Source organism: Psychrobacillus psychrodurans (assembly GCF_050209195.1).
GTDB classification, from domain to species: Bacteria; Bacillota; Bacilli; order Bacillales_A; family Planococcaceae; genus Psychrobacillus; species Psychrobacillus psychrodurans.
The window spans coordinates 1,984,009-2,007,683 of sequence record NZ_CP189791.1 but is presented as its reverse complement, the minus strand read 5'-3'; the positions used below and the strand labels follow the sequence as shown (position 1 = coordinate 2,007,683).

At 35.0% G+C, this 23,675-nt stretch carries 27 protein-coding genes; 21 read left to right on the top strand and 6 right to left on the bottom strand.

Annotation, left to right across the window (positions count from 1 at the left end; genetic code table 11):
- Nucleotides 1-46 precede the first annotated feature (46 nt).
- From ACQCPR_RS09515 to ACQCPR_RS09495, 5 genes are all read left to right on the top strand, one after another.
- The gene (locus tag ACQCPR_RS09515) at nucleotides 47-481 is read left to right on the top strand and encodes a GNAT family N-acetyltransferase (RefSeq protein ID WP_427136855.1); all 435 of its coding nucleotides are present in this window, start codon (nucleotides 47-49) and stop codon (nucleotides 479-481) included.
- A 29-nt stretch (nucleotides 482-510) separates the two neighbouring features.
- A complete protein-coding gene (locus tag ACQCPR_RS09510; RefSeq protein ID WP_427136854.1) occupies nucleotides 511-1,023 on the top strand; it encodes a DNA topology modulation protein in 513 nt (170 codons plus the stop codon).
- A gap of 142 nt (nucleotides 1,024-1,165) precedes the next feature.
- Nucleotides 1,166-1,543, top strand: coding sequence for a hypothetical protein (locus ACQCPR_RS09505; RefSeq protein WP_427136853.1), 378 nt, complete (start codon nucleotides 1,166-1,168; stop codon nucleotides 1,541-1,543).
- Nucleotides 1,544-1,961: 418 nt separating this feature from the next.
- On the top strand, nucleotides 1,962-2,666 hold the full coding sequence (locus tag ACQCPR_RS09500; protein ID WP_427136852.1) for a class I SAM-dependent methyltransferase: 705 nt from the start codon (nucleotides 1,962-1,964) through the stop codon (nucleotides 2,664-2,666).
- 285 nt (nucleotides 2,667-2,951) lie between these two features.
- Nucleotides 2,952-3,206 carry a hypothetical protein gene (locus tag ACQCPR_RS09495; protein ID WP_090569343.1) on the top strand — a complete coding sequence of 85 codons (255 nt, stop codon included), beginning with the start codon at nucleotides 2,952-2,954 and terminating at the stop codon, nucleotides 3,204-3,206.
- Between the two features lie 288 nt (nucleotides 3,207-3,494).
- Here ACQCPR_RS09495 and ACQCPR_RS09490 read toward each other — a convergent pair whose 3' ends face one another.
- Nucleotides 3,495-4,463 (bottom strand): NAD(P)-dependent alcohol dehydrogenase, encoded by a 969-nt coding sequence (locus ACQCPR_RS09490; protein ID WP_090569340.1) that lies wholly within the window; start codon nucleotides 4,461-4,463, stop codon nucleotides 3,495-3,497.
- Nucleotides 4,464-4,613: 150 nt separating this feature from the next.
- Nucleotides 4,614-5,711 (bottom strand): 3-phosphoserine/phosphohydroxythreonine transaminase, encoded by a 1,098-nt coding sequence (gene serC / locus ACQCPR_RS09485; protein ID WP_090569337.1) that lies wholly within the window; start codon nucleotides 5,709-5,711, stop codon nucleotides 4,614-4,616.
- A 355-nt stretch (nucleotides 5,712-6,066) separates the two neighbouring features.
- On the opposite strand from serC, the gene ACQCPR_RS09480 reads away from it, so the two are divergent.
- The 6 genes from ACQCPR_RS09480 (at nucleotide 6,067) to ACQCPR_RS09455 (ending at nucleotide 12,708) form a co-directional block, all read left to right on the top strand.
- Nucleotides 6,067-7,821, top strand: a complete 1,755-nt coding sequence (locus tag ACQCPR_RS09480; protein ID WP_427138882.1) for an ABC transporter transmembrane domain-containing protein — start codon at nucleotides 6,067-6,069, stop codon at nucleotides 7,819-7,821.
- Nucleotides 7,821-9,605, top strand: coding sequence for an ABC transporter ATP-binding protein (locus tag ACQCPR_RS09475; RefSeq protein ID WP_427138881.1), 1,785 nt, complete (start codon nucleotides 7,821-7,823; stop codon nucleotides 9,603-9,605). The genes ACQCPR_RS09480 and ACQCPR_RS09475 overlap by 1 nt, the downstream gene beginning before the upstream one ends.
- 122 nt (nucleotides 9,606-9,727) lie before the next feature.
- Nucleotides 9,728-10,375 (top strand): SDR family oxidoreductase, encoded by a 648-nt coding sequence (locus tag ACQCPR_RS09470; RefSeq protein ID WP_427138880.1) that lies wholly within the window; start codon nucleotides 9,728-9,730, stop codon nucleotides 10,373-10,375.
- Nucleotides 10,376-11,072: 697 nt separating this feature from the next.
- Nucleotides 11,073-11,783 (top strand): cytochrome c biogenesis protein CcdA, encoded by a 711-nt coding sequence (locus ACQCPR_RS09465; protein WP_090569325.1) that lies wholly within the window; start codon nucleotides 11,073-11,075, stop codon nucleotides 11,781-11,783.
- Nucleotides 11,784-11,801: 18 nt separating this feature from the next.
- On the top strand, nucleotides 11,802-12,167 hold the full coding sequence (locus tag ACQCPR_RS09460) for a response regulator (RefSeq protein ID WP_090569322.1): 366 nt from the start codon (nucleotides 11,802-11,804) through the stop codon (nucleotides 12,165-12,167).
- Nucleotides 12,168-12,219: 52 nt separating this feature from the next.
- Nucleotides 12,220-12,708 (top strand): CcdC family protein, encoded by a 489-nt coding sequence (locus ACQCPR_RS09455; protein WP_427138879.1) that lies wholly within the window; start codon nucleotides 12,220-12,222, stop codon nucleotides 12,706-12,708.
- 37 nt (nucleotides 12,709-12,745) lie between these two features.
- Here the strand turns inward: ACQCPR_RS09455 and ACQCPR_RS09450 are convergent, their stop codons facing one another.
- A complete protein-coding gene (locus ACQCPR_RS09450; RefSeq protein WP_093495875.1) occupies nucleotides 12,746-13,180 on the bottom strand; it encodes a DUF2621 family protein in 435 nt (144 codons plus the stop codon).
- A gap of 132 nt (nucleotides 13,181-13,312) precedes the next feature.
- On the opposite strand from ACQCPR_RS09450, the gene ACQCPR_RS09445 reads away from it, so the two are divergent.
- The 4 genes from ACQCPR_RS09445 (at nucleotide 13,313) to ACQCPR_RS09430 (ending at nucleotide 15,082) form a co-directional block, all read left to right on the top strand.
- A complete protein-coding gene (locus ACQCPR_RS09445) occupies nucleotides 13,313-13,528 on the top strand; it encodes a DUF1659 domain-containing protein (RefSeq protein WP_090569316.1) in 216 nt (71 codons plus the stop codon).
- A gap of 24 nt (nucleotides 13,529-13,552) precedes the next feature.
- Entirely contained in the window at nucleotides 13,553-13,765 is a 213-nt protein-coding gene (locus ACQCPR_RS09440) for a DUF2922 domain-containing protein (RefSeq protein ID WP_427138878.1), read from the top strand.
- Nucleotides 13,766-14,264: 499 nt separating this feature from the next.
- A complete protein-coding gene (locus ACQCPR_RS09435) occupies nucleotides 14,265-14,387 on the top strand; it encodes a YvrJ family protein (protein WP_090569308.1) in 123 nt (40 codons plus the stop codon).
- A gap of 104 nt (nucleotides 14,388-14,491) precedes the next feature.
- Entirely contained in the window at nucleotides 14,492-15,082 is a 591-nt protein-coding gene (locus ACQCPR_RS09430; protein ID WP_090569305.1) for an SCO family protein, read from the top strand.
- Nucleotides 15,083-15,118: 36 nt separating this feature from the next.
- On the opposite strand, the gene mscL is transcribed toward ACQCPR_RS09430, so the two are convergent.
- A complete protein-coding gene (mscL, locus tag ACQCPR_RS09425; protein ID WP_090569302.1) occupies nucleotides 15,119-15,508 on the bottom strand; it encodes a large conductance mechanosensitive channel protein MscL in 390 nt (129 codons plus the stop codon).
- 570 nt (nucleotides 15,509-16,078) lie between these two features.
- Between mscL and ACQCPR_RS09420 the strand changes: the two genes are divergently transcribed.
- Nucleotides 16,079-16,747 (top strand): lytic transglycosylase domain-containing protein, encoded by a 669-nt coding sequence (locus tag ACQCPR_RS09420; RefSeq protein ID WP_090569297.1) that lies wholly within the window; start codon nucleotides 16,079-16,081, stop codon nucleotides 16,745-16,747.
- A gap of 107 nt (nucleotides 16,748-16,854) precedes the next feature.
- Here ACQCPR_RS09420 and ACQCPR_RS09415 read toward each other — a convergent pair whose 3' ends face one another.
- Both ACQCPR_RS09415 and yfkAB read right to left on the bottom strand, forming a co-directional pair.
- Nucleotides 16,855-17,106, bottom strand: coding sequence for a GlsB/YeaQ/YmgE family stress response membrane protein (locus ACQCPR_RS09415; RefSeq protein WP_090569294.1), 252 nt, complete (start codon nucleotides 17,104-17,106; stop codon nucleotides 16,855-16,857).
- A 250-nt stretch (nucleotides 17,107-17,356) separates the two neighbouring features.
- Nucleotides 17,357-18,466: a radical SAM/CxCxxxxC motif protein YfkAB gene (gene yfkAB / locus ACQCPR_RS09410; protein WP_427138877.1), complete on the bottom strand. Its 1,110-nt coding sequence runs from the start codon at nucleotides 18,464-18,466 to the stop codon at nucleotides 17,357-17,359.
- Nucleotides 18,467-18,595: 129 nt separating this feature from the next.
- Between yfkAB and ACQCPR_RS09405 the strand changes: the two genes are divergently transcribed.
- From ACQCPR_RS09405 to ACQCPR_RS09385, 5 genes are all read left to right on the top strand, one after another.
- Entirely contained in the window at nucleotides 18,596-19,093 is a 498-nt protein-coding gene (locus tag ACQCPR_RS09405) for a DinB family protein (protein ID WP_427138876.1), read from the top strand.
- A 121-nt stretch (nucleotides 19,094-19,214) separates the two neighbouring features.
- Nucleotides 19,215-21,923 carry an aconitate hydratase AcnA gene (acnA, locus tag ACQCPR_RS09400; protein WP_269921162.1) on the top strand — a complete coding sequence of 903 codons (2,709 nt, stop codon included), beginning with the start codon at nucleotides 19,215-19,217 and terminating at the stop codon, nucleotides 21,921-21,923.
- Between the two features lie 257 nt (nucleotides 21,924-22,180).
- Complete coding sequence (locus ACQCPR_RS09395) at nucleotides 22,181-22,807, top strand: hypothetical protein (RefSeq protein ID WP_340879671.1); 627 nt, start codon at nucleotides 22,181-22,183, stop codon at nucleotides 22,805-22,807.
- A 61-nt stretch (nucleotides 22,808-22,868) separates the two neighbouring features.
- Nucleotides 22,869-23,294 carry an acyl-CoA thioesterase gene (locus ACQCPR_RS09390; RefSeq protein WP_090569279.1) on the top strand — a complete coding sequence of 142 codons (426 nt, stop codon included), beginning with the start codon at nucleotides 22,869-22,871 and terminating at the stop codon, nucleotides 23,292-23,294.
- A complete protein-coding gene (locus ACQCPR_RS09385; RefSeq protein ID WP_090569277.1) occupies nucleotides 23,294-23,596 on the top strand; it encodes a hypothetical protein in 303 nt (100 codons plus the stop codon). Before ACQCPR_RS09390 ends, ACQCPR_RS09385 begins: the two co-directional genes overlap by 1 nt.
- Nucleotides 23,597-23,675: the final 79 nt, after the last annotated feature.

Here is a 23,675-nt window from a genome sequence, read left to right as displayed (position 1 = left end):
AACAAACTAAAATAATACTCATTTATAATGAATAGGGGATTTTTATATGACACATTTGGTTATTTCCAAACTTAGCGAATTAGAAGAAATAGTGAAAATTGATATAGAAGTGTTTGGCAATGATAGCAGACGAAAATTCATAAAGAATGCTATTGAAGAGGAGAGATGTATTGCTATTAAAAATAAGTCCTCATTTGTTGGATTCTTGATTTTTGATATAAATTTCTTCGATAGTAGCTTTATATCTTTGATAGTTATAAAGCCAACTGAAAGACGTAAAGGATATGCAACATCCCTCATTGAGTATTTTGTAAGCATAGCACCTACAAAGAAAATATTCTCTTCCACTAATCAATCAAATATAACAATGCAAGAAGTATTCAAAGTAAATGGATTTATACAAAGTGGATTTGTTGAAAACTTAGATGAAGGGGATCCAGAGATAATTTACTTTAAATCAACAATCGCACCAGTTTTGTAATAATTAAGTACAAAATGGGGTGGCTGACAATGAAAAAGATTGCATTAATTGGTTCAGGGGGAGCAGGGAAGTCTACATTGGCAAAAAGATTAGGAGAAAAATTGAACATAGAAGTTTACCATCTAGATGCATTGTTTTGGAAGCCAAATTGGGAGCCAACATCTAAAGAGGTACAAAGGAAAGTTCAAAGCGAATTGGTTATAAAAGATCAATGGATTATTGATGGGAATTATAACGGGACCTTGGATATTAGACTGAATGCGGTTGACACTATTATATTTGTTGATATTAGTAGGTTAGTTTGCATTAATAGAGTTTTTAAGAGGATGATTCAATATCACGGCAAATCCAGACCAGAAATGGCAGAGGGTGTTAATGAAAGGATAGATTTTGACTTTCTGAAATGGGTTTGGGATTATCCAAAAACTAAGAGACCTGCAGTGTTAAAGAAACTTAAACATTTACCTAAAGAAAAGAAAGTTATTATTTTAAGGTCTCCTAGAGAAGTAAAAGATTTTTTAGATAAAGTTATTAATGAATGACCTTGACTTTTTAATGAACTACCATTTTAGAGGAATGTATAACATTGTATTCCCAAAAAGCTAACTCAGTATTTTAGCAGAATAAATATATAAAGACTTCTAGTTGTATTATAGATCTTAGAGCGAAATGAGGATAAATAATATGTATGTGCAAAGCTATTTTAATGAGAAAATTTGTTTAGAACATGCTTTAAAACTACTGATTAAAGTGGGTGAAGTACATTTAAATGAAGTTATAATACAAAGAACTTTTGAAGAAAAAGATTGCTCAGAAAAACATTATGAAGAATTACATAATTTTTTACAAAGAAATCATTTTAAAGAAAGGTATAACAAAGTAGTTATAGATAATCCATATAAAACTATGCCTTCTGAATTTGATGCGGAAATTTGTTTGGTAGCGGCGTTATCATTTCTAACAGAAATAGGTGAATTGAGAGGTGAAGAAGTAGCGGAAATTATCATGAACGAAAGTTATCGAGGTGTATACAAACTTTTAGAAAGAGGTATCCAAGGATAATATTGTTATCAAACTGATTTCCTATTTTATAGCTGTTCATGTTTTAATGTGGAGAATAAAAAGTAGTTATTGCATGCAACAGAACAGAAAAATTATAATTACTGAATACATTACAATTTCAGAGATTATAGATTGAAAGTTTATTTGTAAAAGAGTTTTAATCTGCCAAGACAGCGGCTGAAGCTGAGCCCACGGAAAGCGTCCGTCCTTCGTTTACATCAACGGCATAATGCTTGTCTTTTTTTAGAGGACCGGGCATCTTTTAGGGCACAATCGAAACATTTATGGAAAAGAAAACAATCTCCCTATTTTCAATGTAAATTGTGTACGAGTTTTGTTTATCCCAAGCTTACCTAAATAGTTACAGATATGCTTAAAAAGCATACTATAACATTATTAGAGGGAGGAGGGAATTTTATTGACAAATACTTATTTAGATTTATTAGCTTATTATGGAATTGGTGGTGCTCATCCTGGTGGCTTTAATTTAACAAAAGCTATATTGGAAAATGAAAACATTCAACCAAATGAGTCTGTGCTTGATGTTGGGTGTGGAACAGGGCAGACTGCAGCCTTTTTAGCTGAAAAGTATAATTGCCAAGTGACAGCGATTGACAATCACCCAATTATGGTTCAAAAAGCTAGGCAACGTTTTAAAAAAATTAAAGTACCGGTAATGGTGTTGGAAGAAGACGTGCACAATTTAGATTTTGTAGATAGTTCCTTTGATTTGATTATATCTGAGTCTGTTATTGTTTTTACTGATATTTCGAGGACGTTAAAGGAGCTTTCTCGAGTTTTGAAAAGTGATGGAAGCTTGATAATGATTGAGATGACTGCTGAACAATATCTGTCAGAAAAACAACAAAAATTAGCATGTAGTTTATACGGGATTAAGGAAGTATTAAATACCGAAGAATGGATACTACGGTTACATCAAGCTGGATTAACCCAAGTAGAAATAATAAATACTCCACCAGAACTTATTAAAAGTGAAATTAATGACACAAATCCTTCTATTCAAATAAATATGGATCTCTTTGACATATGGGAAAAGCATAACGAATTTTTACTTCATAACGGGAATTTCATCAACTATCGAGTATTTAAATGTCGAAAATGATAAGAAAAGGTTATTCCTACTACAAAATTTTCACTTTCTAAACTAAAACAATACACAGAAAACAGTATGAAATAGAAGTTTTTATTACTATAACTCACAATAATATATGGTCGCATTTCTTACACTTTTAATAAACTACTCCAAGTTATTCCTCATCATTCTACAAATTTATAAAACAATAAATAACCTCAAACTTTCATTTTCTAGACGGTTGTCTATTACACAATCTTTTCAACTGCATATGTTAATAACGACATATTAAGTAGTCTTGAAAGGAGGATGAAAATGAATCGATCTGATTTATATAATCAATGTTGTAGGTTTAATGGACAGCGAGTGAGAATTACTTGTCATGATGGCAGGGTTCACGTAGGGGAAATTACAAGAGTTAACAGAAATATGGTCTGGATACGACCTGATGAAAATCTTGGAGGTTATGGTTTAGGATTTTTTGGTGGATATGGAGAATCTGGCTTTGGTTTTGGTATTGCGCTGGGTGCTATTGCCGGCATCGCTCTAGCTTCAGCATTTTTTTGGTAAGATAATCTTAATACATTTTTCTAGTTAATTCATTATTCCAACGGTTATAAATGGTGGTTTTGAAATTGATAAAAATTCTACTGCTTGAACTTGGTGTGGCAATTATTAAAGGCTAGACTCTGGAGTATATGTCAACTAGCTCTAATCTTTATAAAAATAAGATTTTCACAATAAAAGAGACAGTGCGAACTGTCTCTTTTATTAGTACCAAGTTGGAAACTCTGGATGACACGGATGTCTGTGACAGAACTCAGCAATAATATTTGAAAGATTTTTTTCCAAAAACTTTCACATTGTAATAACGATTTTTCCTTGAGTATGCCCTTCTTCAAAATACCTGAAAGCGTTAGGGACTTCACTCATTTTATAGTATCTATCTATTACAGGTTTTAATTGACCGGCTTCTATAAGGTCCCTAATAAAAATCAAATCAGTTTGATTTGGTCTTTGCAAAAAGCTGCCCAATTTCTTACTTCCTGTCATGGAAAGTAGTGGACCCAATATCATAGCTTGAGTCAATTGTGCTCCGGAACCACCGACCATTACATATTTACCATTCTGACTAAGAGAACCCTTATAAGCCGAAATTGGTTGATAACCGTTTACTGCAAGAATTATGTCATACAGTTCGTTATTTTTGGTGAAGTTTTCTTTTGTATAATCAATGACATTGTCTGCTCCAATAGATTTTATAATGTCTAAATTTCTTGTGCTACAGACCGCGGTTACCTCTGCCCCAAATGATTTTGCAATCTGTACTGCAAAAGTACCTACTCCACCAGATGCTCCATTTATCAAAACCTTTTGCCCTGATTTGATCTTGCCCTTATCTCGTAAACTCTGAAGGGCGGTTGTGGCGGCCATAGGCACAGCAGCAGCTTCCTCATATGATATATTACTTGGTTTCATCACCAATGAATTTTCAGGAACTGTTGCATATTCAGCAAAGCCTCCCCACCCACAGCCAGAGAGGTCACCAAATACTTCGTCACCTGGTTTAAAGTGTTTTACATTTTTACCAACAGATTCAACCTTCCCGGATATATCACCTCCGGGAATAATGTATTTAGGTTTAAAAAGTCCAAATGCAAATCGTGCTAGGAAGGGTTCTCCTTTTAAGAGAACTAGGTTTCCATAATTCAAGGAGGCAGCGTAGATTTTAATAAGCACTTGATTTTCGTCAGGAATAGGGTTTTTCACTTCTTTAAATTCAAGATTATCAGGTGAGCCATATTTATTAGAAATTATTGCCTTCATCGGTTTCCTCCTAAATGGTATGAGATTTTCCCATTTATCTCATTAGAAAATATGCTATAAAAAAATAAAAAGACCTGAAATTTGAACAAATGAAAACAAGTGAAAAAAATCCATAATACCCAAGGTAAAATTACCTTGGGTATTAATAATTTATTGGTGCTTGGTTTTAAATGCGATCATGAAATCACTTAGAGCTTTACATGTTTCTAGTGGAACCGAATTATAAGCAGAAGCACGACAACCTCCAACAGAGCGATGCCCATTTAAACCGATAAAGCCTGCTTCTTTTGCTTCAGATAAGAATTGTTGTTCCAATTCTTCGTCTGCAACGCGAAATGTTATGTTCATTAGAGAACGGCTTTCTTTTGAAGCATGGCCTGTATAGAAGCCGTTACTATTATCAATCACATCATATATCAATTTCGCTTTTTCCTCATTTTGTTGTGCGATTGCAGTCAAACCGCCTTTTTCTTCTATCCATTTTAACACCTCTCCAAGCATATAAATGCCGAATGTTGGTGGTGTGTTGTAAAGAGAGTTACTTTCAGCATGTGTGCTGTATTTTAAGACTGTTGGGATTTCTGAATTGGCTTTTGCGAGAAAATCCTTACGAGCAATAACCACAGTTACTCCGGAAGGTCCTAGGTTTTTTTGAGCACCTGCATAGATCATATCAAATTTACTAATATCAACAGGTTTTGACATGATATCACTAGACATATCTGCGATTAATGGAACTTCTCCTGTATTAGGAAACTCGGACCATTGTGTTCCGTAGATTGTATTATTCGATGTGACATGTACATATGCGTCATCTGTGTCGATATCAATTTCGTCAAATGTAGGAATATTACGGTATTGATTTTCTTTTGTACTTGCAATCTGAACAGGTTCACCAAAAAGTTTAGCTTCTTTATAAGCTTTTTCTGACCAAACACCAGTCATAATATAGCTTGCGGTTTTCCCGTTTTTTAAGAAGTTCATCGGAATCATAGTAAATTGAAGACTTGCGCCACCCTGTAAGAAAAGAATTTCATAGTCGGTTGGAATAGCGAAAAGTTTTCTTAAACGGGAAATAGCTTCATTATGGACTTTTTCAAAAGTTGCACTGCGATGACTCATTTCCATAATAGACATACCTGACCCTTGGAAATTAACTAATTCCTGTTGTGCCTTTTCTAATACTTCTAGTGGTAGCGCAGAAGGTCCTGCATTAAAATTATATGCGCGTTTATTTGAATGATTCAAGATGACCTCTCCTATCGTATAGTGGTTTGAATATATTTATCTATTATATACGTTTTTTATCCTACTATATAAAAAATTGTGTAATTTTTTAAAAGTTAATAAAGTATTAACATTCTAATTTGTATTGAATTGATTTAATTAATATTAAATAGTAAATTCCGAACAAAGTAGATATGGACTCCAATTAACTTTCATCTGTTGAAGTAAGCAATTATGAAACTGACTCAACTATCAAATATACATTATTCTAGTGAAAATATTTCAGTAACCGAATTATTTTGTTATCCCATCTATCGGAATGTTCAAATATTTGCTAAAATAATAAAGTCTTAATATATATAGTGGGGGAAGAAAAGTGAAAGTATTTTTGGAATTAGGATGGTTTTTTAAACAAAGAAAAAAGCAGTATCTGATTGGGATTCTGATGTTATTGTTTGTTGCATTTCTACAGCTACTACCACCGAAGATAATAGGGTATGTTGTAGATGAAATCAGTCAAAATACGCTAACTACTGAATTTTTGGTTAAATGGTTAGGTATCTTAGCACTGGCGTCAATTGGGATGTATATTTTGCGTTATTATTGGCGAATTATGATTTTTGGTTCATCGATATTTTTAGCAAGACAGCTTAGAGAAAATTTGTTTCGTCATTTCACAAAAATGTCTCCTTCCTTTTATCAAAAAAAACGTGTTGGAGATTTAATGGCCCACGCAACAAATGACTTATCTGCTGTTCAACAAACGGCGGGTGCAGGTGTATTAACGCTTGTGGATTCACTAGCAACAGGAGGATTTGTAATCGCTGCAATGGCTATTACGATTAATTGGAAGCTAACATTAATAGCATTATTACCCCTACCGTTAATGGCTATTTTAACAAGCTATTATGGAAAACTGTTGCACCAACGGTTTCGTTATGCTCAAGAAGCTTTTTCTAATTTAAATGATAAATCACAGGAAAGTATTTCTGGAGTTAAAGTCATTAAAACGTTTGGACAGGAAAAAGAAGATACTGAAGATTTTGTTCAATTATCACAAGAAGTAGTAGATAAAAATATACGTGTAGCTAAGGTAGATGCATTATTTGATCCGACGATTTCTTTAGTTGTTGGGATGTGTTTTTTCCTATCCATTGTATTTGGTACTCGTTACATACTCGCTGATGAAATGACTATCGGTGATTTATTTGCGTTTACGTCTTATCTTGGTTTGCTCGTTTGGCCGATGCTTGCTTTTGGGTGGCTATTTAATATTGTTGAGCGAGGTCGTGCATCTTATGATCGTATCAATAATTTAATGGACGAAAAGATTGAAATTGATGATATTCCAGATGCTGTGAATGTAAAGCCTGAAGGAGATATTCACTTTCAAATTAAGGAATTCAAATTTCCAGGAGACGATCGAGCAGCATTACATCATGTAGATTTTACGCTTAAACGAGGGGAAACGCTCGGGATTGTCGGTAAAACAGGTTCTGGAAAAACGGCAATATTGAAGCTCTTAATGCGGGAATTTGAAGGATATACAGGTGAGATTCTATACGGAAGGTATGCGATTGACAAATATAAAAAACGCAGCTTACGTGAAGCAATTGGTTATGTACCACAGGATCATTTTTTATTCTCTACAACTGTTGCAGGTAATATAGCATTTGCTAATGCAGGAGCAACTATGGAGGCTGTTGAGGAAGCTGCAAAATTGGCTTACATACATGAGGATATTTTACAGTTTACTAATGGCTATAATACGGTCGTTGGAGAACGTGGTGTATCGTTATCAGGGGGACAAAAACAACGTATATCAATTGCTCGTGCACTAATGATGGAGCCTGAATTACTCATACTAGATGATTCTTTATCGGCAGTAGATGCTAAAACCGAGGAAGCAATTTTAGAAGCATTAAAAGCTAATCGTATCGATGAAACAACTATTATTACCTCTCATCGTTTAAGCGCGATTCAGCATGCGCATCAGATAATTGTGATGAATGAGGGAACGATAGTAGAAAAGGGGTCTCATGATCAATTAATGCAGCAACAAGGTATGTATTATGAGATGTATCAACTACAGCAGTTAGAATCATTAGTGGAGCAAGGGGGTGAATCTTAATGGACGAAAAACAACCGCAGCTGACAGGAAGAGACCAGTGGGTAGTTTTCAAACGTTTACTCAGCTACTTGAAACCACATAAAAAAACAATCGCAATCGCCTTACTTTTACTATTATTAACTGTTACAGGTGATATTCTTGGTCCATATTTGATCAAAACGTATATGGATGATTTTTTAACACCTAGATATTTCCCGACAGGTCCACTTGTAGGCCTTGCAATAGGTTATATTTTTATACAAATTGGAAATGTAATTGTCAGCTATTTTCAATTATTAACATTCCAAAAGCTAGCGCTGAAAATTATTCAACAGATGCGAATTGATGTATTTACGAAAGTACACAAATTAGGAATGCGTTATTTTGACAAAACTCCAGCGGGGAGTATTGTATCCCGTGTGACTAATGATACTGAAGCTATTAAAGATATGTTCGTTAGTGTATTGGTGGGATTTGTACAAAGTGGTTTTTTAGTAGTTGGTGTGTATATTGCAATGTTTATATTAAATGTGAAGCTCGCACTTGTGACAACTATTTTATTACCAATATTAGCTATAATTATCCTGACGTATAGGAAATATAGTTCGGTAGTTTACCAGGATCTTAGAGAGAGATTAAGTCAACTAAATGCAAAGCTAGCAGAATCATTGCAAGGCATGACAATGATTCAAGCATTTAGGCAGGAAGATCGGTTACAGGACGAATTCAATGAGATCAATGATTCACATTGGAATGCAGGTAAAAGAAACATCAAACTTGATAGCTTATTACTACGACCTGCCATTGATTTGGTTTATGCTTTAGCAATTATCATGGTACTTAGTTATTTCGGAATTACATCCATGAATAATATCGTAGAAGTAGGTGTTATATATGCCTTTGTCACATATATTGATCGTTTCTTTGAGCCAATTAATCAAGTAATGCAGCGACTTTCTATTTTTCAGCAAGCAATTGTTGCAGCATCGAGGGTTTTCAAGTTATTAGATGAGAAGGACTTGGCCCCAAATCAACAAAACGTTGAAAATGCAAAAATAGAACAAGGTAAAATTGAATTCCAGAATATCACTTTCTCTTATGATGGAAAAACTGATGTGCTAAAGAATATTTCGTTTACTGCTGAACCTGGTCAAACTGTTGCTTTAGTTGGTCATACCGGTAGTGGTAAAAGTTCTATTATAAACTTGCTTATGCGATTTTATGAATTTGAACAAGGTGATATTAAGATAGATGGTCACTCTGTGAAAAGCTTCAAATCAGAAGAGATGCGAGAAGTTGTTGGCCTTGTTCTACAGGACCCATTCATGTTTTATGGGGATATTGAAAGTAATATTCGTCTTCATGCAAACAACATGACGGATACAGCAGTAAAAGAAGCTGCAGAGTTTGTGCAGGCAAATAATTTTATCGAAAAACTACCAAACGCTTATAAACAAAAAGTGACGGAACGTGGATCCACTTTTTCGAGTGGGCAGAGACAATTGGTAGCATTTGCTCGAACTATAGCTACTAATCCAAAGATTTTAGTACTAGATGAAGCAACTGCAAATATTGACACAGAGACAGAAGTAGCTATTCAAAGTAGTTTAGAAAAAATGAGAAAAGGAAGAACGACTATAGCAATCGCCCATCGTTTGAGTACTATACAGGATGCAGAACTAATTCTGGTGCTGCATCATGGTGAAATAGTTGAACGTGGGACTCATCAGGAGCTATTAAATCAAAAAGGTTTGTACCATAAAATGTATCTACTACAGAACAATGTGGTTAATGACATAGCATAACCTTAAACCAGCTAGAGTTTTGACTCATAGCTGGTTTTGTTTTGTAAAAAAGCGGATAAATTGTAATGACTATTTATTTGTGAAAGGATATAGATGGAACATTTTTGAAGGGAGACGATCTGATGAAAGTAGGAGTAATTGGAGCAAACGGACAAATTGGACAACATGTAGTGAAGTATTTACAACAGAGTGACATACACTCTGTGACCGCGGTGGTCCGCAAAGAGGAACAAGCAGAGAAGCTTATTGCTAACGACATCCAAGCAATCGTAGCTGACTTGGAAGGATCTGTTGAGGATCTTGCAAAAGCACTTGCAGGAGTAGATGCCATTATTTTTATAGCTGGTTCAGGAGGCCATACAGGTCCTGATAAAACATTATTAATCGATCTAGATGGTGCAGTGAAAACGATGGAAGCTGCTAAACAAGTAGGAGTAGACCGCTATATTATGGTAAGTGCATTCGATGCTGACAAACGTCAAAATTGGAACGAAGGTATGCGTCCCTATTATGTAGCGAAACACTACGCCGATCGAATGCTCGAATCAAGCGGTTTAAATTATACAATAGTTCGACCTGGTGGGCTTGTAAACGAAAAGGCAATTCGTAAAATTACAGTAGGACCAGAAGCAAAACCTAGTACCATTGCGCGTGAAGATGTGGCACATACCCTTATAGCTTCATTAGAGAATAAAAACACATACCACCGAGCATTTAATTTAGTAAATGGGGAGCATTCTATTGAAACAGCGCTAAATAACCTTAGCTAGAAAACTATTCCATTATATATTGGTCGTCTCTTGAGAGTATACTCGAGAGGCTTTTTTTAGCATTAGCGATGCTACTGAATATCTTATGAGGATTTTAGTTAAGAATGGCACAGTATCCACGCCTCGTTTTAGGGTCTTACTTAACTCATATCTAGTTGGAGTGGCAACTGTAACAAAAGTCAATAATGGAGTGGAAGTACGTAACTAGAAGATTTACTATATGAAAGTCTTTTCTATATTTCAGAAATCGAATTATTTAGACTTCATGTCTTCCACAATGGTTGAAGATTTGCTAAACTTAAAAAGTCTTAAAATATATTCTGAAAAAGTATATATGTGAATCAATTTCATAATTACTTGTTTCATTTAGAAATACGAATGTTTACTTAATATCGCAGAGTGGCAGGTGGCGACTCCAGCGGGAAAAGGGCGAGCTGAAAACCACAAGGAGCATTTGTTCTCGTAGTGACGAGGAGATTGAAGCCGTGCCTGCGGAAAGCGTCCGCCTAGAGCGGAAATCAGCGTTGTTCAGATTTCACAACTTAATTTGCATTTATGAAATTAACGAACTTACTTCTGAATATAGTATAAAGACTTAACTGTTTTAAAGAGTCAAAAAGCTGTCACAAGCAATTATGAGGTCAAAAAGAAAGAAATTTGATACGATAGGTACAGTAATTTGGAAAGGTTGACTGCCGTGAGTACAGATGTAAACCTCCTACTGGCATTTGGTGCAGGGTTTTTAAGTTTCATTTCACCTTGTACACTACCATTGTATCCTGCATTTTTATCATACATTACAGGAATGTCATTAGAAGAAATTAAAACAGACAAGAAATTAATGCAAAAAAGAGGAATGCTCCATACATTATTCTTCTTATTAGGTTTTTCTATCATTTTTATTGCGATAGGCTTTGCAACATCCCTAGTAGGTACATTTTTCATACAATATGATGATTTACTTCGTCAAATTGGAGCAATTTTCATTGTTATATTCGGTTTAATCATTGTAGGTATATTTAAGCCTGAGTTTTTAATGAAAGAAAAAAAAGTTCATTTTAAAAACCGCCCTGCTGGCTACTTAGGAACTATTTTAATCGGTATGGCATTTGCTGCTGGTTGGACACCTTGTACAGGACCTATTTTAGCTGCTGTTATAGTAATGGCAGGATCAAATCCTGATGCAGGTATGTGGTATATGCTAGCTTATGTATTTGGGTTTGCTATCCCATTTTTCGTATTATCATTCTTTGTTACACGCCTTAACTGGATACGTAAAAATAGTAATTTAATCGTAAAAGTAGGCGGTTATATTATGATTGCTCTTGGATTAATTTTATTTTTTGACGGTTTAACGTATATAATTCGTATATTAAGTCCGATTTTCGGAGGTTTTACTGGATTCTAATGTAAGGGGGGCATTGCAATGCCAACAGTATTAGTAGTAGACGATGCAATATTTATGCGCACGACGATTAAAAGAATGCTAGAGAATCATCAGTTTGAAGTTGTTGGCGAAGCATCAAATGGACTAGAAGCAGTAGAGCAATATAAGACGCTTTTGCCAGATGTAGTAACGATGGATATTACCATGCCTAGGATGAACGGGATAGAAGCAGTAAAAGAAATTATAGCAGAATTTCCAGAAGCTAAGATAGTAATGGTTACTGCTTTAGGTCAACAAAAGTTAATCGTAGATGCACTAGAATTTGGAGCAAAAGATTTCATCACAAAACCTTTCGATCCAGATCAAATTATAAATGTGTTACATAATGTTACTTCTGATATGTAAACCTTTAACGAAGTTTAGTAACTAATGAAATAAAAGATATGGGGAATAACAAATGCTAGATAAAATATCTCCAAATATGATGCTGATTGCTTCCACAGTGGTCGCAATTGGCATGGGAATACTCGTTACCACGGTTCGTGCAAAATCTGCTAAGAGACCAGCAAGTGTGAAAAAAATATTATTGCCCCCAATGTTCATGTCAACTGGAGCATTAATGTTCATTTTTCCATATTTCCGTGTAAATTTGATGGAATTTATAGAAGCAATTGGTGTAGGAATGCTATTCTCTATTGTTCTTATTTGGACCTCTAAATTTGAAATTAGAGAAGGAGAAGTATATTTAAAGCAATCCAAGGCATTTATATTTATATTGTTCGGTTTGTTGATAGTCCGTATTATTGGCAAAATAATACTAAGTGCTACCATTGACATTGGAGCACTTAGTGGAATGTTTTGGATATTAGCATTTGGAATGATTGTCCCTTGGAGAATTGCGATGTACGTACAATTTAAAAAATTGCAAAATAAGATAAAAAAGTGAGCATCCAGTTATAGGATGCTCACTTTTTTATTATAGATTAGTTAGTAGTTTTGTCCACTGATAGCTCAAAATACTTGTTAAAAGGGGTTACATCAATGTTCAATTCAGCCAGTTTTTTTCGTAAAAATTTATGATCTCTCTTTGGTGTTGCGATGATATAACCGCGTATTAAAAGTTCCCGAGTTATAGAAGTTGCTTTTTCCTCTAAAGCTAACTGTCCAATTTTTCCTGCTATTTTTTGTTTAGCAACAGGTCTAAACAAATCAGGAACAGGTGTAACTAATTCATTAAGCAACAGCTTTTGCTCATCATTCCAAAGATGGATTGTTTGATCCACATAATATTCTTCCCAATCTAAATCAGATTTTCCGTCTTTCTTAGGCAGTGACTTTCCAAACTTACGGAACATAAAGAAGCCGCCAATACCCATAAGTATCACTAAAAGTACTACCCAAAAAAGGATAAACCACATAAACCAACCTTCTAGCAAACTATTCACCTCATTCTCTTATATTCAGTATAAATCGTTCCTTAAAATATTTCATCCTCCATGTATACTTTCTTTTAAAAAAGTTCTATCTACTAGTTGAAAGGAGGGACACACATGGCAAACCTAGAGCATAAGTATGCAGTTTTGAAACTCATTTTTGAAGGAGAAGTAACAGAAGCAGGCAAGATGATAACAAAGTCAAAATCTTACCGTAATGTTCGAGCAAATGCAACAGCAGACCAACTAGATAATGTTGCAAAAACACTTAGTTCATTTTCCGATAGGCCATATATCGGAGCAGAGAAAATTGAAACAATGCAAGTAATCTAATAAAAAGAAAGGAGAGAAGGGAAAATGAGTAAAACACTTCAGCTACAGTTTGAAACAGCACATGGAAAGAACGTAACAATATCAGTAGATGAACCGAAAAGTAATTTAACAGAAACAGATATTCAAACAGGAATGCAAGCAATTATTGCAAGTAATGCTTTTCAGTCTGATGGCTCACCACTAGCAGTTATTAAAAGTGCTAAAGTAGTGGACAGAACAATTACCGAATTTATTTAACTTCTTAAGACTCTCCAAAAAAGGAGAGTCTTTTTTAAAAAACAAGAAAATGTATAAGAATGTCCGTGAAGACTGAATTGATGGTACTTAAAAAGAAGGAATATAATATGATTTCCGTTCAGGTGGACACCTCCACGGGCGAGGCAGGGCCTCCTTAACTTAGAACAATGCTAGCGACAAATTGTCGTCAAACGATATGTGATACTGGTCTTCTTCCTCAATAAACGCTGCCTGGGGATCTCGCTTTTCTCGCTATCTCGTTGGAGTCGCCACCTTGCACTACAAGCAATGAAATGAGTACTACCCTACCTAACGAGAGGATTAAGCATAGCTTATCGTGACGTTAGGTAAGACAAGCAGCATTTAAAATCAGTCGGTAATAATATATTAAAATGTTTGTTCGCTTACTAAAAAGGATAGAAACGGATTTTGAATTGAGGACAAGGTATCTTATTGCCCAGTTTTTATTAATGAATAAAAATGGATGGATGTGAATAATATGGAGCAGTGGCTAAGTGTAATTCAAGATATTGGCTTTCCTATCTTTGTGTCTTTCTATTTGATGCACCGAGTGGAAACCAAACTAGAAGAGATAAAAAACGTACTGTTATCACTTAATTAGTACATTTATTCACAAAACTGTTGAATTAAATAAGACAATGTAGTTGAAGGTGGAAACTTGTTTCGCTAAGATTAGGCTATGAAGAGAAAAGCGAGGTCTCATAGATGAAAAAGTTATTTGTTATATTATGTATTTCCTTATTTGTTCTTGTTGGTTGCGGGAGCAGTGGCAATTTTGAAGCACAAACAAACTGGGAAGTTTCAGATTTTGAATATGATAATCAGCGTGGAGAAATGGTTTCTTTAGAAGACTTAAAAGGAACGGTATGGTTATCGACATTTATTTTCACTAATTGTGAGACGGTATGTCCACCAATGACATACAATATGAGTGACATTCAAAAGATGTTAAGTGAAAAGGGTATTGAGGATTACAAAATTGTTGCATTTAGTGTCGACCCAGAAGTTGATACTCCAGATAAACTCCAGGAATATCTCGGAAATTATGATGTAATAGATGAAAGTAAATGGGAACTCTTAACTGGCTACTCACAAGAACATATTGCAAGTTTTGCAGCGGATTCCTTTAAAACTCTAGTAAAAGACGACCCGAACAATAACCAAGTTATTCATGGTACATCCTTCTATTTAGTTGACCAAAATGGTGTAGTTGTAAAAAATTATAGTGGTAATACCGATGTGCCGAAAGAGGAAATTGTGATTGATGTGGAAACATTAATTGAAGATGGAAAATAAAGAACAGCCTTTCCTAATGGAGAGGCTATTTTTTTATTATGCGTTATTTTGCTTTTTTAGTAAATCTCTAATCTCTTCTAGTAATAGCTCTTTTGAGTCAACAGGAGGTGCATTTTCCGTAACTGCTACAACATCTTCTTTACGTTTAAACTTTGATAATAATCGTATAAACATAAAAATAGAGAATGCAATTACTAGGAAATCAAAGACCGATTGTATAAAATTGCCGTACAAAATTTCTGTTTCCTTATACTTGAATGATAGAGAAGTGAATTTTACACCATTTAAAAGTAAGCCAACTAAAGGAGTTATAATATTTTCAACTAAAGATGAAACAATTTTTCCAAAAGCTGCTCCAATGACCACAGCAACTGCTAAATCTAGGACATTACCTTTAAAAGCAAATTCTTTAAAATCTTTCCACATATTTTTCACCCCCATACAGTCATACTACAAAAAATCCAATAGTTTGTATATACCGACATTATCTGCATTTAGACTATTGTTTGTAATGAATTTGTGCTATTGTTTTTATAGAATCCAAGCAAGGAGTTATACATATACCGGTGGAAAAACATATTGAAAAGTATCTGTTATTATTTATATAAACATCAGGTTGTTGTGTATACTATTATTTGATTGTAATGTAATTTAGATTTCTCCTAGAAAGATTATCACATATAACATATCTAGAGGGATTATCTAATGCTAGTCAATTTTATGAAAAAGAGTTTATAACCTGAACAAAACAATTTATAAAAAAATATTATCTAGCTTTACATAGTCTATAAACGAAGGTAAAACAAAAGCGATTATACATTCCATTACTTCACTTGCACATTACTTAGATGAATTTTTAACAGAAGGTTAAAAACCTCTTCCATGTGACTATTTGAAAGGAAATAGATTGACCTATTTACAATAGTATTTTTTCACTAAACCTTTAACAATAGACTATCTTTTACAGTAATATAAGCAGAATAGGTGAATGAATAGATGAAGAAACAAAAAGGAATATCCTATAAAACAAAGCTTTGGATGATTGTGTTACTTCTTCCATTTACCATCACAATCTATATACTAGCAATTATAGGATGGAAAGAACTCGTGAAAATACCAGTTGTACAGGAATGGGCTGAAACGCTACAAAAAAGTACCGTAAAATTGGATGTGCCATCTGAATATATTGAGTTGTATAAAAAAGCAGAAGAAAATTATGGTGTCCCTTGGACATTATTAGCAGCCCATCATCGCATTGAAACCAGATTTTCGACTATGGACCCTTTACTCTCTCCAGTTGGTGCTGAAGGACATTTACAATTTATGCCTTGTACATTTGTTGGTTGGTCACACCCCAGTTGTGGGGGATTGGGTAAAGGAGAAATTCCAGAAAAGGATAAAATAAATCCAGCTATTATTGAAAAGTATGGTGGCTATGGGGTAGATGCTAATAATGACGGTAAAGCAGATCCATATGATCTAGAGGATGCTATTTATAGTGCAGCCAATTATCTCGCAGCAAGTGGTGCTGCAGATGGTGAAATAGAAAAAGCCATTTTCAATTACAATCACAGCGAGAAGTACGTGGAAGATGTTCTTTATTTTTATAATTTGTATGAAAATCAGTTAAAAGAAATTCAAGCAGCATATTACCCAGCTGAATGAAATGAAGATTCCAGCTTGGAAAGTACTAGCCAATAAGACTAAATTTTAAATACACATTAACCTTAAAAAAAGGAAGTACTCATAATGAGCACTTCCTTTTTTCATTTTTAAGCTTTACGCATAGCTTTTAAGATAAAGCTTAAAATTAGTACTAAAATAATTGCGCCGATTAATGCTGGAATAATTGCCATATCCCAAATTACTGGACCCATGTCGGAGAATATTAATCCGCCAATCCATGCACCGATAATGCCTGCTATAATATTACCGATAATTCCGCCTGGTATATCTTTACCTAAGATAAGGCCAGCTAGCCAACCGATTACTCCACCAATTATTAAGTATAAAATAAATCCCATTTTTTCCATCTCCTTATGAATGAATTATTGCTTCACACTCTTTATATATCCATTCAGGAGAGTAAATAAACCTATTACAATTATTTTTCCTTACATTTGAACTTAGTGACCTTAATAAATGACCTAAAGCCCTCTCATAACCGGCAGAATAATAGGTTGCAACTTCATAACTGACTTCCCTTAGACAAGGAGCGCCTTTATTGAATTCTTCCAACACTTCTTAGGGATGACAAAGGGACTTGCACTTTTGTTATTTAACTGAATCACTTACAAACTGTTCATCTTTATAATACATATTTTTCACTAAAATATTTGGTCCTAAGCATTTAACAGCAGGACAATGGCAATTAAGTGATTTCGAAAGAGGAGAAGCTAGCCATCTATCAAAAATTGCTGGAAGCGTATCTGTTTGAATGTTTCCAAGAGCAGGTGCATCTCCAAAATCAGTGACAATAACTTCACCAGTAAATATGTTAACGTTCAGCCTAGATCGACCATCTGGATCATTCCTAGTGGAAACATTCTTCGTTTGGCGTAGTCGTTCTAATAATTGAATGCTTTTTTCATTTTGACTGCATGGATAAAAAGGTAATGTTCCAAATAACATCCATACATTGTCATCTCTGAAATCTAATATTTGTTCGATTGCTTCATGCGTTTCTTCTAATGTTAGTGACGTTAATGCGCTAGCAAAATCGGAAGGGTACATAGGGTGAATTTCGTGTCGAGCACATTTCATATCTTCTACTATTTGCTTATGAATATGCTCTAAATAGGGAAGTGTTTTTTTGTTCAACATTGTTTCTGCTGAAACCATCACTCCAGCCTCGGAAAGCATACGGCTATTTTCTATCATTCGTTGGAATAGGTTAGCTCGCTGTTCATATGTAGGTTTTCGTTCCATCATGGCAAATCCAGTTTCGACAAATTCATCTACAGTTCCCCAGTTATGAGAAATATGTAATACATCTAAGTAAGGCGCGATCATTAAGTAGCGTTCTGGCTCTAATGTTAGATTTGAATTCATCTGCGTACGAACGCCTCTATTATGAGCATACTTTAGTAATGGAAGAACATAATTGTTAATGGATTTTTTGGAAAGCATAGGTTCTCCACCAGTAATACTTATAGTTTTTAAGTGAGGGATCTCTTCTAATCGTTGGAGGATAATTTCTATTGGAATTGCATTAGGATCTTTCGTTTGTAATGTATAGCCAACTGCACAATGGGCACAGCGCATATTACATAAAGTTGTTGTAGTAAATTCAATATTGCTCAATATTAGTTTTCCAAACTGCTCCATGTCTCGGTAGGCTTCCCACGGATCATTTATTGGATTCATCGTTTTCATTTCAATCATTATTTAAACTTCCTTTCAATAGTATATTGTCGCATATTTGAAGTGAAAAGAAAATAAGAGCCGATACTTGCTTGTTTATCATTTATAATGGGTATAAAGAAAGTACAACGTAAGGAGTGGAGGAATTATATGTTTATAGAAAAAATTAATGAAATAAGAAAGAACTTGTTTGTACAAATCGATTCACTAACGAATGAGCAATTTAACGAAAAACCAGATGAGGATTCTTGGTCACCGAAAGAAATAATAGATCACTTAGTGAAAATGGAACATACTATTATTAAAGGTATTAAAAAAGAGCTCGATAACCCAGCTAGTCCAAGGGCAAAGAAAAAACCAATACAATTATCAACATTACGAATAGTTAAAGTGAAGGCTCCAACCCATACCGTGCCATCCAGTGAATATAAACGAACGGAAGAAATGAAAGCACAGCTACACCAAGCAAGAATGGAACTCCTCTCTATTTATAAATCCAGCAATCCTTCCTTGTTAAAAGGAAAATCTCTAAAGCACCCTATATTTGGACAAGTTCCTTTAATACAGTGGTTTGAGTTTACGGGATTACATGAAAAAAGACATGCCAAGCAATTAGAAAAGACAATCGAAAAAATAAAAGGTCATTAACAATAATTATGACTTATAATAATTTTAATCTAATTTACTTATCAAGTATATTCAAGTATGATTAGTAGTGGAGAAAAGTCACTAGATAGACACTTTTCAATAGATCTTAGGAGGAATACACATGGCAAAAAGTAATTTACACAATAGCCGTACTTCGTTTTCTCTAAATGGTAAAGAGTATAACTACTATCGTTTAGCAGCATTAGAAGAAGCTGGCATCGCAAAAGTTTCACGCCTTCCTTATTCAATTAAAGTATTATTAGAATCTGTTCTACGTCAATACGATGGATATGTGATCAAAGAAGATCATGTAAACCAATTAGCAAAATGGGGTAAGGATGCTAATACTGAAGCAGAAGTACCATTTAAACCTTCTCGCGTTGTGCTTCAAGATTTCACAGGAGTACCAGTAGTTGTAGATTTAGCATCACTTCGTTCAGCGATGAATGAAATGGGTGGTAACCCAGACAAAATCAATCCTGCAATTCCAGTTGACCTTGTAATTGACCACTCAGTACAAGTTGACAAATATGGTACTGCATCGGCTTTACAAGCTAATATGGATCTTGAATTTGAGCGTAATGCAGAGCGTTACAACTTCTTAAAATGGGCTCAAACTTCATACGATAATTTCCGTGCTGTTCCTCCAGCTACAGGTATCGTTCACCAAGTTAACTTAGAGTACTTAGCACCTATCGTACATGTGAACGAAAAAGCTGATGGTACACTAGAAACTTTCCCAGATTCAGTAGTAGGTACTGACTCTCATACAACAATGATCAATGGTCTTGGAGTACTTGGATGGGGTGTAGGTGGTATTGAGGCAGAAGCAGGAATGCTTGGTCAACCTTCGTACTTCCCAATTCCGGAAGTAATCGGGGTTAAATTAGTTGGGGATCTTCCAAACGGAACTACTGCAACTGACTTAGCACTTAAAGTTACTCAAGTATTGCGTCAACAAGGCGTTGTTGGTAAATTTGTTGAGTTCTTCGGACCTGGTGTATCTAAATTACCATTAGCTGACCGTGCAACAATTGCGAACATGGCACCAGAGTATGGTGCTACATGTGGTTATTTTGCAATCGATGAAGAATCTATCAACTATTTACGTCTAACTGGCCGTGACGAAGAGCACATTGCTGTTGTAGAAGCTTACTTGAAAGCAAATGATATGTTCTTTGATCCAACTCTAGAACCTGTTTATACAGACGTTGTAGAGATCGATCTTGGGGATATCGCAGCAAACCTTTCTGGACCGAAACGTCCACAAGATTTAATTCCACTTACTGATATGAAAGCTCGTTACCGTGAAGCAGTTGTAGCTCCACAAGGTACACAAGGATTCGGTTTATCGGAAAAAGAATTTGATAAAAAAGCTACTGCTAAATTTGCAGAAGGTGATGTAGAAATCCCAACAGGTGCTGTAGCAATTGCTGCAATCACTTCTTGTACAAATACATCTAACCCATACGTAATGTTAGCTGCTGGTTTAGTTGCTAAAAAAGCAGTAGAAAAAGGTCTTACAGTTCCTGCTTACGTTAAGACTTCACTTGCACCAGGATCTAAAGTAGTAACTGGTTATTTAGAGGATTCTGGTCTAAACACGTACTTGGATCAAATCGGTTTCAATACAGTTGGTTACGGTTGTACAACTTGTATCGGTAACTCGGGTCCATTATTGCCAGAAATTGAAAAAGCAATCGTTGAAGAAGATTTATTTGTAACGTCTGTTCTTTCTGGTAACCGTAACTTTGAAGGTCGTGTACATCCACTAGTAAAAGCAAACTATTTAGCTTCACCACCATTAGTAGTTGCTTATGCTTTAGCTGGAACTGTAGATATTGATCTAGAAAAAGATTCTTTCGGTACAGACAAAGACGGCAACGAAGTATACTTTGCTGATATTTGGCCATCAACAGAAGAAGTAAACGAAGTTCTTTCAACTGTTGTTACTCGTGAATTATTCCAAAAAGAATATGCACGTGTATTTGATGAGAATGAAGCTTGGAATGCAATTGAAACATCAACTGAATCTCTGTATTCATTCAATGATAAGTCAACTTACATTCAAAACCCACCATTCTTCCAAGGACTATCAAAAGAACCTGGTGCTATCCAATCACTTGATAAAATGCGCGTAGTTGCTAAATTCGGTGATTCGATTACAACAGACCACATTTCACCAGCTGGTGCAATTGGTAAAGATACTCCTGCAGGTAAATACTTGCGTGAAAATGGTGTTGAAATCCGTGACTTTAACTCATACGGTTCACGTCGTGGTAACCATGAAGTAATGATGCGTGGTACATTCGCTAACATCCGTATCCGTAACCAAGTAGCTCCTGGTACAGAGGGTGGATATACAACTTACTGGCCAACAGGCGAAATTATGCCTATCTATGATGCAGCTATGAAGTATCAAGAATCAAATACTGGTTTAGTAGTACTTGGCGGAAAAGATTACGGTATGGGATCATCTCGTGACTGGGCAGCCAAAGGAACTAACTTATTAGGTATCAAAGCTGTTATTACAGAAAGCTTTGAGCGTATACATCGTTCAAATCTAGTAATGATGGGCGTATTACCACTTAATTTCTTACCTGGTGAAAACGTTGAAACATTAGGCTTAACTGGTAAAGAAGAAATCAGCATAAATATCGCAGAAGGTGTGAAACCTCGTGATATTTTACAAGTTACGGCTAAAGCTGAAGATGGATCTGAAAAAATCTTCAATGTGCTTGCACGTTTCGATTCAGAAGTAGAAGTAGACTACTACCGTCATGGTGGTATCTTACAAATGGTATTACGTAACAAAATGTTAGAAGTATAAGAAAAACACTAAAGAGACTTTTCCTTCATAGGAAGAGTCTCTTTTTTTAGGGATAAGCAGAATTTATTTAAAACTTTCTCGTGAACATCATTTCGCAGGGGAATATTGTTTAACGACCCGAAGTAGCAACGTAGAGGCAAGTAAACAATAGGTGAGAGTATGTAAAGAAGAAATAAAATTATAGATATGACTTTACTTTGTAAACATAGATAGGATTTTAGTTTATACTTAAAGGAACAGCAAAAGGGGGAGTCTCAGTGTTTGGAAATTTATTTAAAAAGAAAGATCCCATCGAGAAATTTTGGCAGTACTTTATAGATCATGAAAAAGAACTATATAATTTACGAGATGAGGACATAGAAAGATTATTTGGAGATTTACATAGATTGTTAAACAAAGTAAATAACCAACTAGCGTTCTCCACACCATTACCATTAATTGAAGGTAGAAGGGAATTTACAATTAGTGGTTCACGTATCACAAAAAACTTTCCCGATGTTAAACGTTTAGTTGAGGCAGCTCCGGAAATGGATAAGTTTACAATCTTCGCATTTAACCAACCGAATGATGATGAAGATGGAGTAACACATAATGATGTAAAGCTTTCTCGAGACGATGTCTTTTTTGACTATACATATAATCAGGAACCTGATGAACTCTTTATTACACTGTATATTAAAGGGTTTGAAGAAGAAAATGATGATTACTATGCAGTAGCTTTGGATTTGCTAGACCTAGTCATAGGGGAATATGTGCTCGGTACTGAAATTACCGAAGTCGAGTTTAACAAGCTAAATACAGAAGATGAACTATTACCAATCAATGATTTACCCAAAATACTAAAAGATGTTAGAAGAAATAAGAATGATATGAAAAAAATGTAAAGTATTCTTAAACAGTATTTTTATTTTCTTTTTAGTATAATGGTCACTGAGGTGACCATTAATGTTTTTAAGTGAAAAACAAATTGAAGTACGTTATGCGGAAACAGATCAAATGGGCGTAGTATACCACGCAAACTATGTCATTTGGTTAGAAATCGGTAGAACCCAGCTTATTAAGGACTTAGGATTCTCCTATGCAGGTCTGGAGCAGGACGGATACATATCGCCCGTAACGAATGTGAACGTAAACTATAAAACTCCTGTTAAATACGGGGAAACGGTTGTTATTAGAACATGGATTGAAAAGCACAGTAAGCTTCGAACAACATACGGATATGAAATTGTTCATGAAGATGGAACTGTAGCCTCTAACGCTACATCTGAGCATGTAATAGTAAAGAAAGATAACTTCCGGCCTGTATCTCTAAAGAGGGTTCATGAGGCTTGGGATGCAAAGTATGTTGAAATAGCCAAGGTGAATGCTTAATGGCATTTGGGATTAAACGTCACGAGTTGAATGAATGGAAACTGGATGTAAAGAATGGAAAGATAGCATTTTTAACACACTATTGGATCGACGATCGATTTCCTGGCTGTAACACTGTGACTAAAGTCGGCTGCAATGATGTGGCAAAGTTAATCGAATGGGGCCAGCAATACGGCTTAAAGGCAGAATGGATCGACTATAAGGAAGCATATCCTCATTTTGATTTATTTGGCAAATATGAATTAGAAATTATGAAAAAGGAAGGATTGAAGGATCAGTTAGATAGGTTTAAACATTCCTGAAGTCGTTAAGGTACAGAAAAACAGCTTGTGATATGTAAAATCACAGGCTGTTTTTATTTACTACTAGCAGTTTATAGAT

Bases quoted from the DNA above. Each gene is read 5' to 3' on its own strand.
- ACQCPR_RS09420 (WP_090569297.1), top strand. From the start codon at position 16,079: ATGAAGAAACAAAAAGGAATATCCTATAAAACAAAGCTTTGGATGATT.
- ACQCPR_RS09390 (WP_090569279.1), top strand. From the start codon at position 22,869: ATGTTTTTAAGTGAAAAACAAATTGAAGTACGTTATGCGGAAACAGAT.
- ACQCPR_RS09510 (WP_427136854.1), top strand. From the start codon at position 511: ATGAAAAAGATTGCATTAATTGGTTCAGGGGGAGCAGGGAAGTCTACA.
- acnA (WP_269921162.1), top strand. From the start codon at position 19,215: ATGGCAAAAAGTAATTTACACAATAGCCGTACTTCGTTTTCTCTAAAT.
- ACQCPR_RS09440 (WP_427138878.1), top strand. From the start codon at position 13,553: ATGAGTAAAACACTTCAGCTACAGTTTGAAACAGCACATGGAAAGAAC.
- ACQCPR_RS09445 (WP_090569316.1), top strand. From the start codon at position 13,313: ATGGCAAACCTAGAGCATAAGTATGCAGTTTTGAAACTCATTTTTGAA.
- ACQCPR_RS09385 (WP_090569277.1), top strand. From the start codon at position 23,294: ATGGCATTTGGGATTAAACGTCACGAGTTGAATGAATGGAAACTGGAT.
- ACQCPR_RS09505 (WP_427136853.1), top strand. From the start codon at position 1,166: ATGTATGTGCAAAGCTATTTTAATGAGAAAATTTGTTTAGAACATGCT.
- ACQCPR_RS09415 (WP_090569294.1), bottom strand. From the start codon at position 17,106: ATGGGATTTATTTTATACTTAATAATTGGTGGAGTAATCGGTTGGCTA.
- ACQCPR_RS09405 (WP_427138876.1), top strand. From the start codon at position 18,596: ATGTTTATAGAAAAAATTAATGAAATAAGAAAGAACTTGTTTGTACAA.
- ACQCPR_RS09450 (WP_093495875.1), bottom strand. From the start codon at position 13,180: ATGTGGTTTATCCTTTTTTGGGTAGTACTTTTAGTGATACTTATGGGT.
- yfkAB (WP_427138877.1), bottom strand. From the start codon at position 18,466: ATGATTGAAATGAAAACGATGAATCCAATAAATGATCCGTGGGAAGCC.
- ACQCPR_RS09435 (WP_090569308.1), top strand. From the start codon at position 14,265: ATGGAGCAGTGGCTAAGTGTAATTCAAGATATTGGCTTTCCTATCTTT.
- ACQCPR_RS09515 (WP_427136855.1), top strand. From the start codon at position 47: ATGACACATTTGGTTATTTCCAAACTTAGCGAATTAGAAGAAATAGTG.
- ACQCPR_RS09460 (WP_090569322.1), top strand. From the start codon at position 11,802: ATGCCAACAGTATTAGTAGTAGACGATGCAATATTTATGCGCACGACG.
- ACQCPR_RS09430 (WP_090569305.1), top strand. From the start codon at position 14,492: ATGAAAAAGTTATTTGTTATATTATGTATTTCCTTATTTGTTCTTGTT.
- ACQCPR_RS09495 (WP_090569343.1), top strand. From the start codon at position 2,952: ATGAATCGATCTGATTTATATAATCAATGTTGTAGGTTTAATGGACAG.
- ACQCPR_RS09490 (WP_090569340.1), bottom strand. From the start codon at position 4,463: ATGAAGGCAATAATTTCTAATAAATATGGCTCACCTGATAATCTTGAA.
- ACQCPR_RS09475 (WP_427138881.1), top strand. From the start codon at position 7,821: ATGGACGAAAAACAACCGCAGCTGACAGGAAGAGACCAGTGGGTAGTT.
- mscL (WP_090569302.1), bottom strand. From the start codon at position 15,508: ATGTGGAAAGATTTTAAAGAATTTGCTTTTAAAGGTAATGTCCTAGAT.
- ACQCPR_RS09455 (WP_427138879.1), top strand. From the start codon at position 12,220: ATGCTAGATAAAATATCTCCAAATATGATGCTGATTGCTTCCACAGTG.
- ACQCPR_RS09470 (WP_427138880.1), top strand. From the start codon at position 9,728: ATGAAAGTAGGAGTAATTGGAGCAAACGGACAAATTGGACAACATGTA.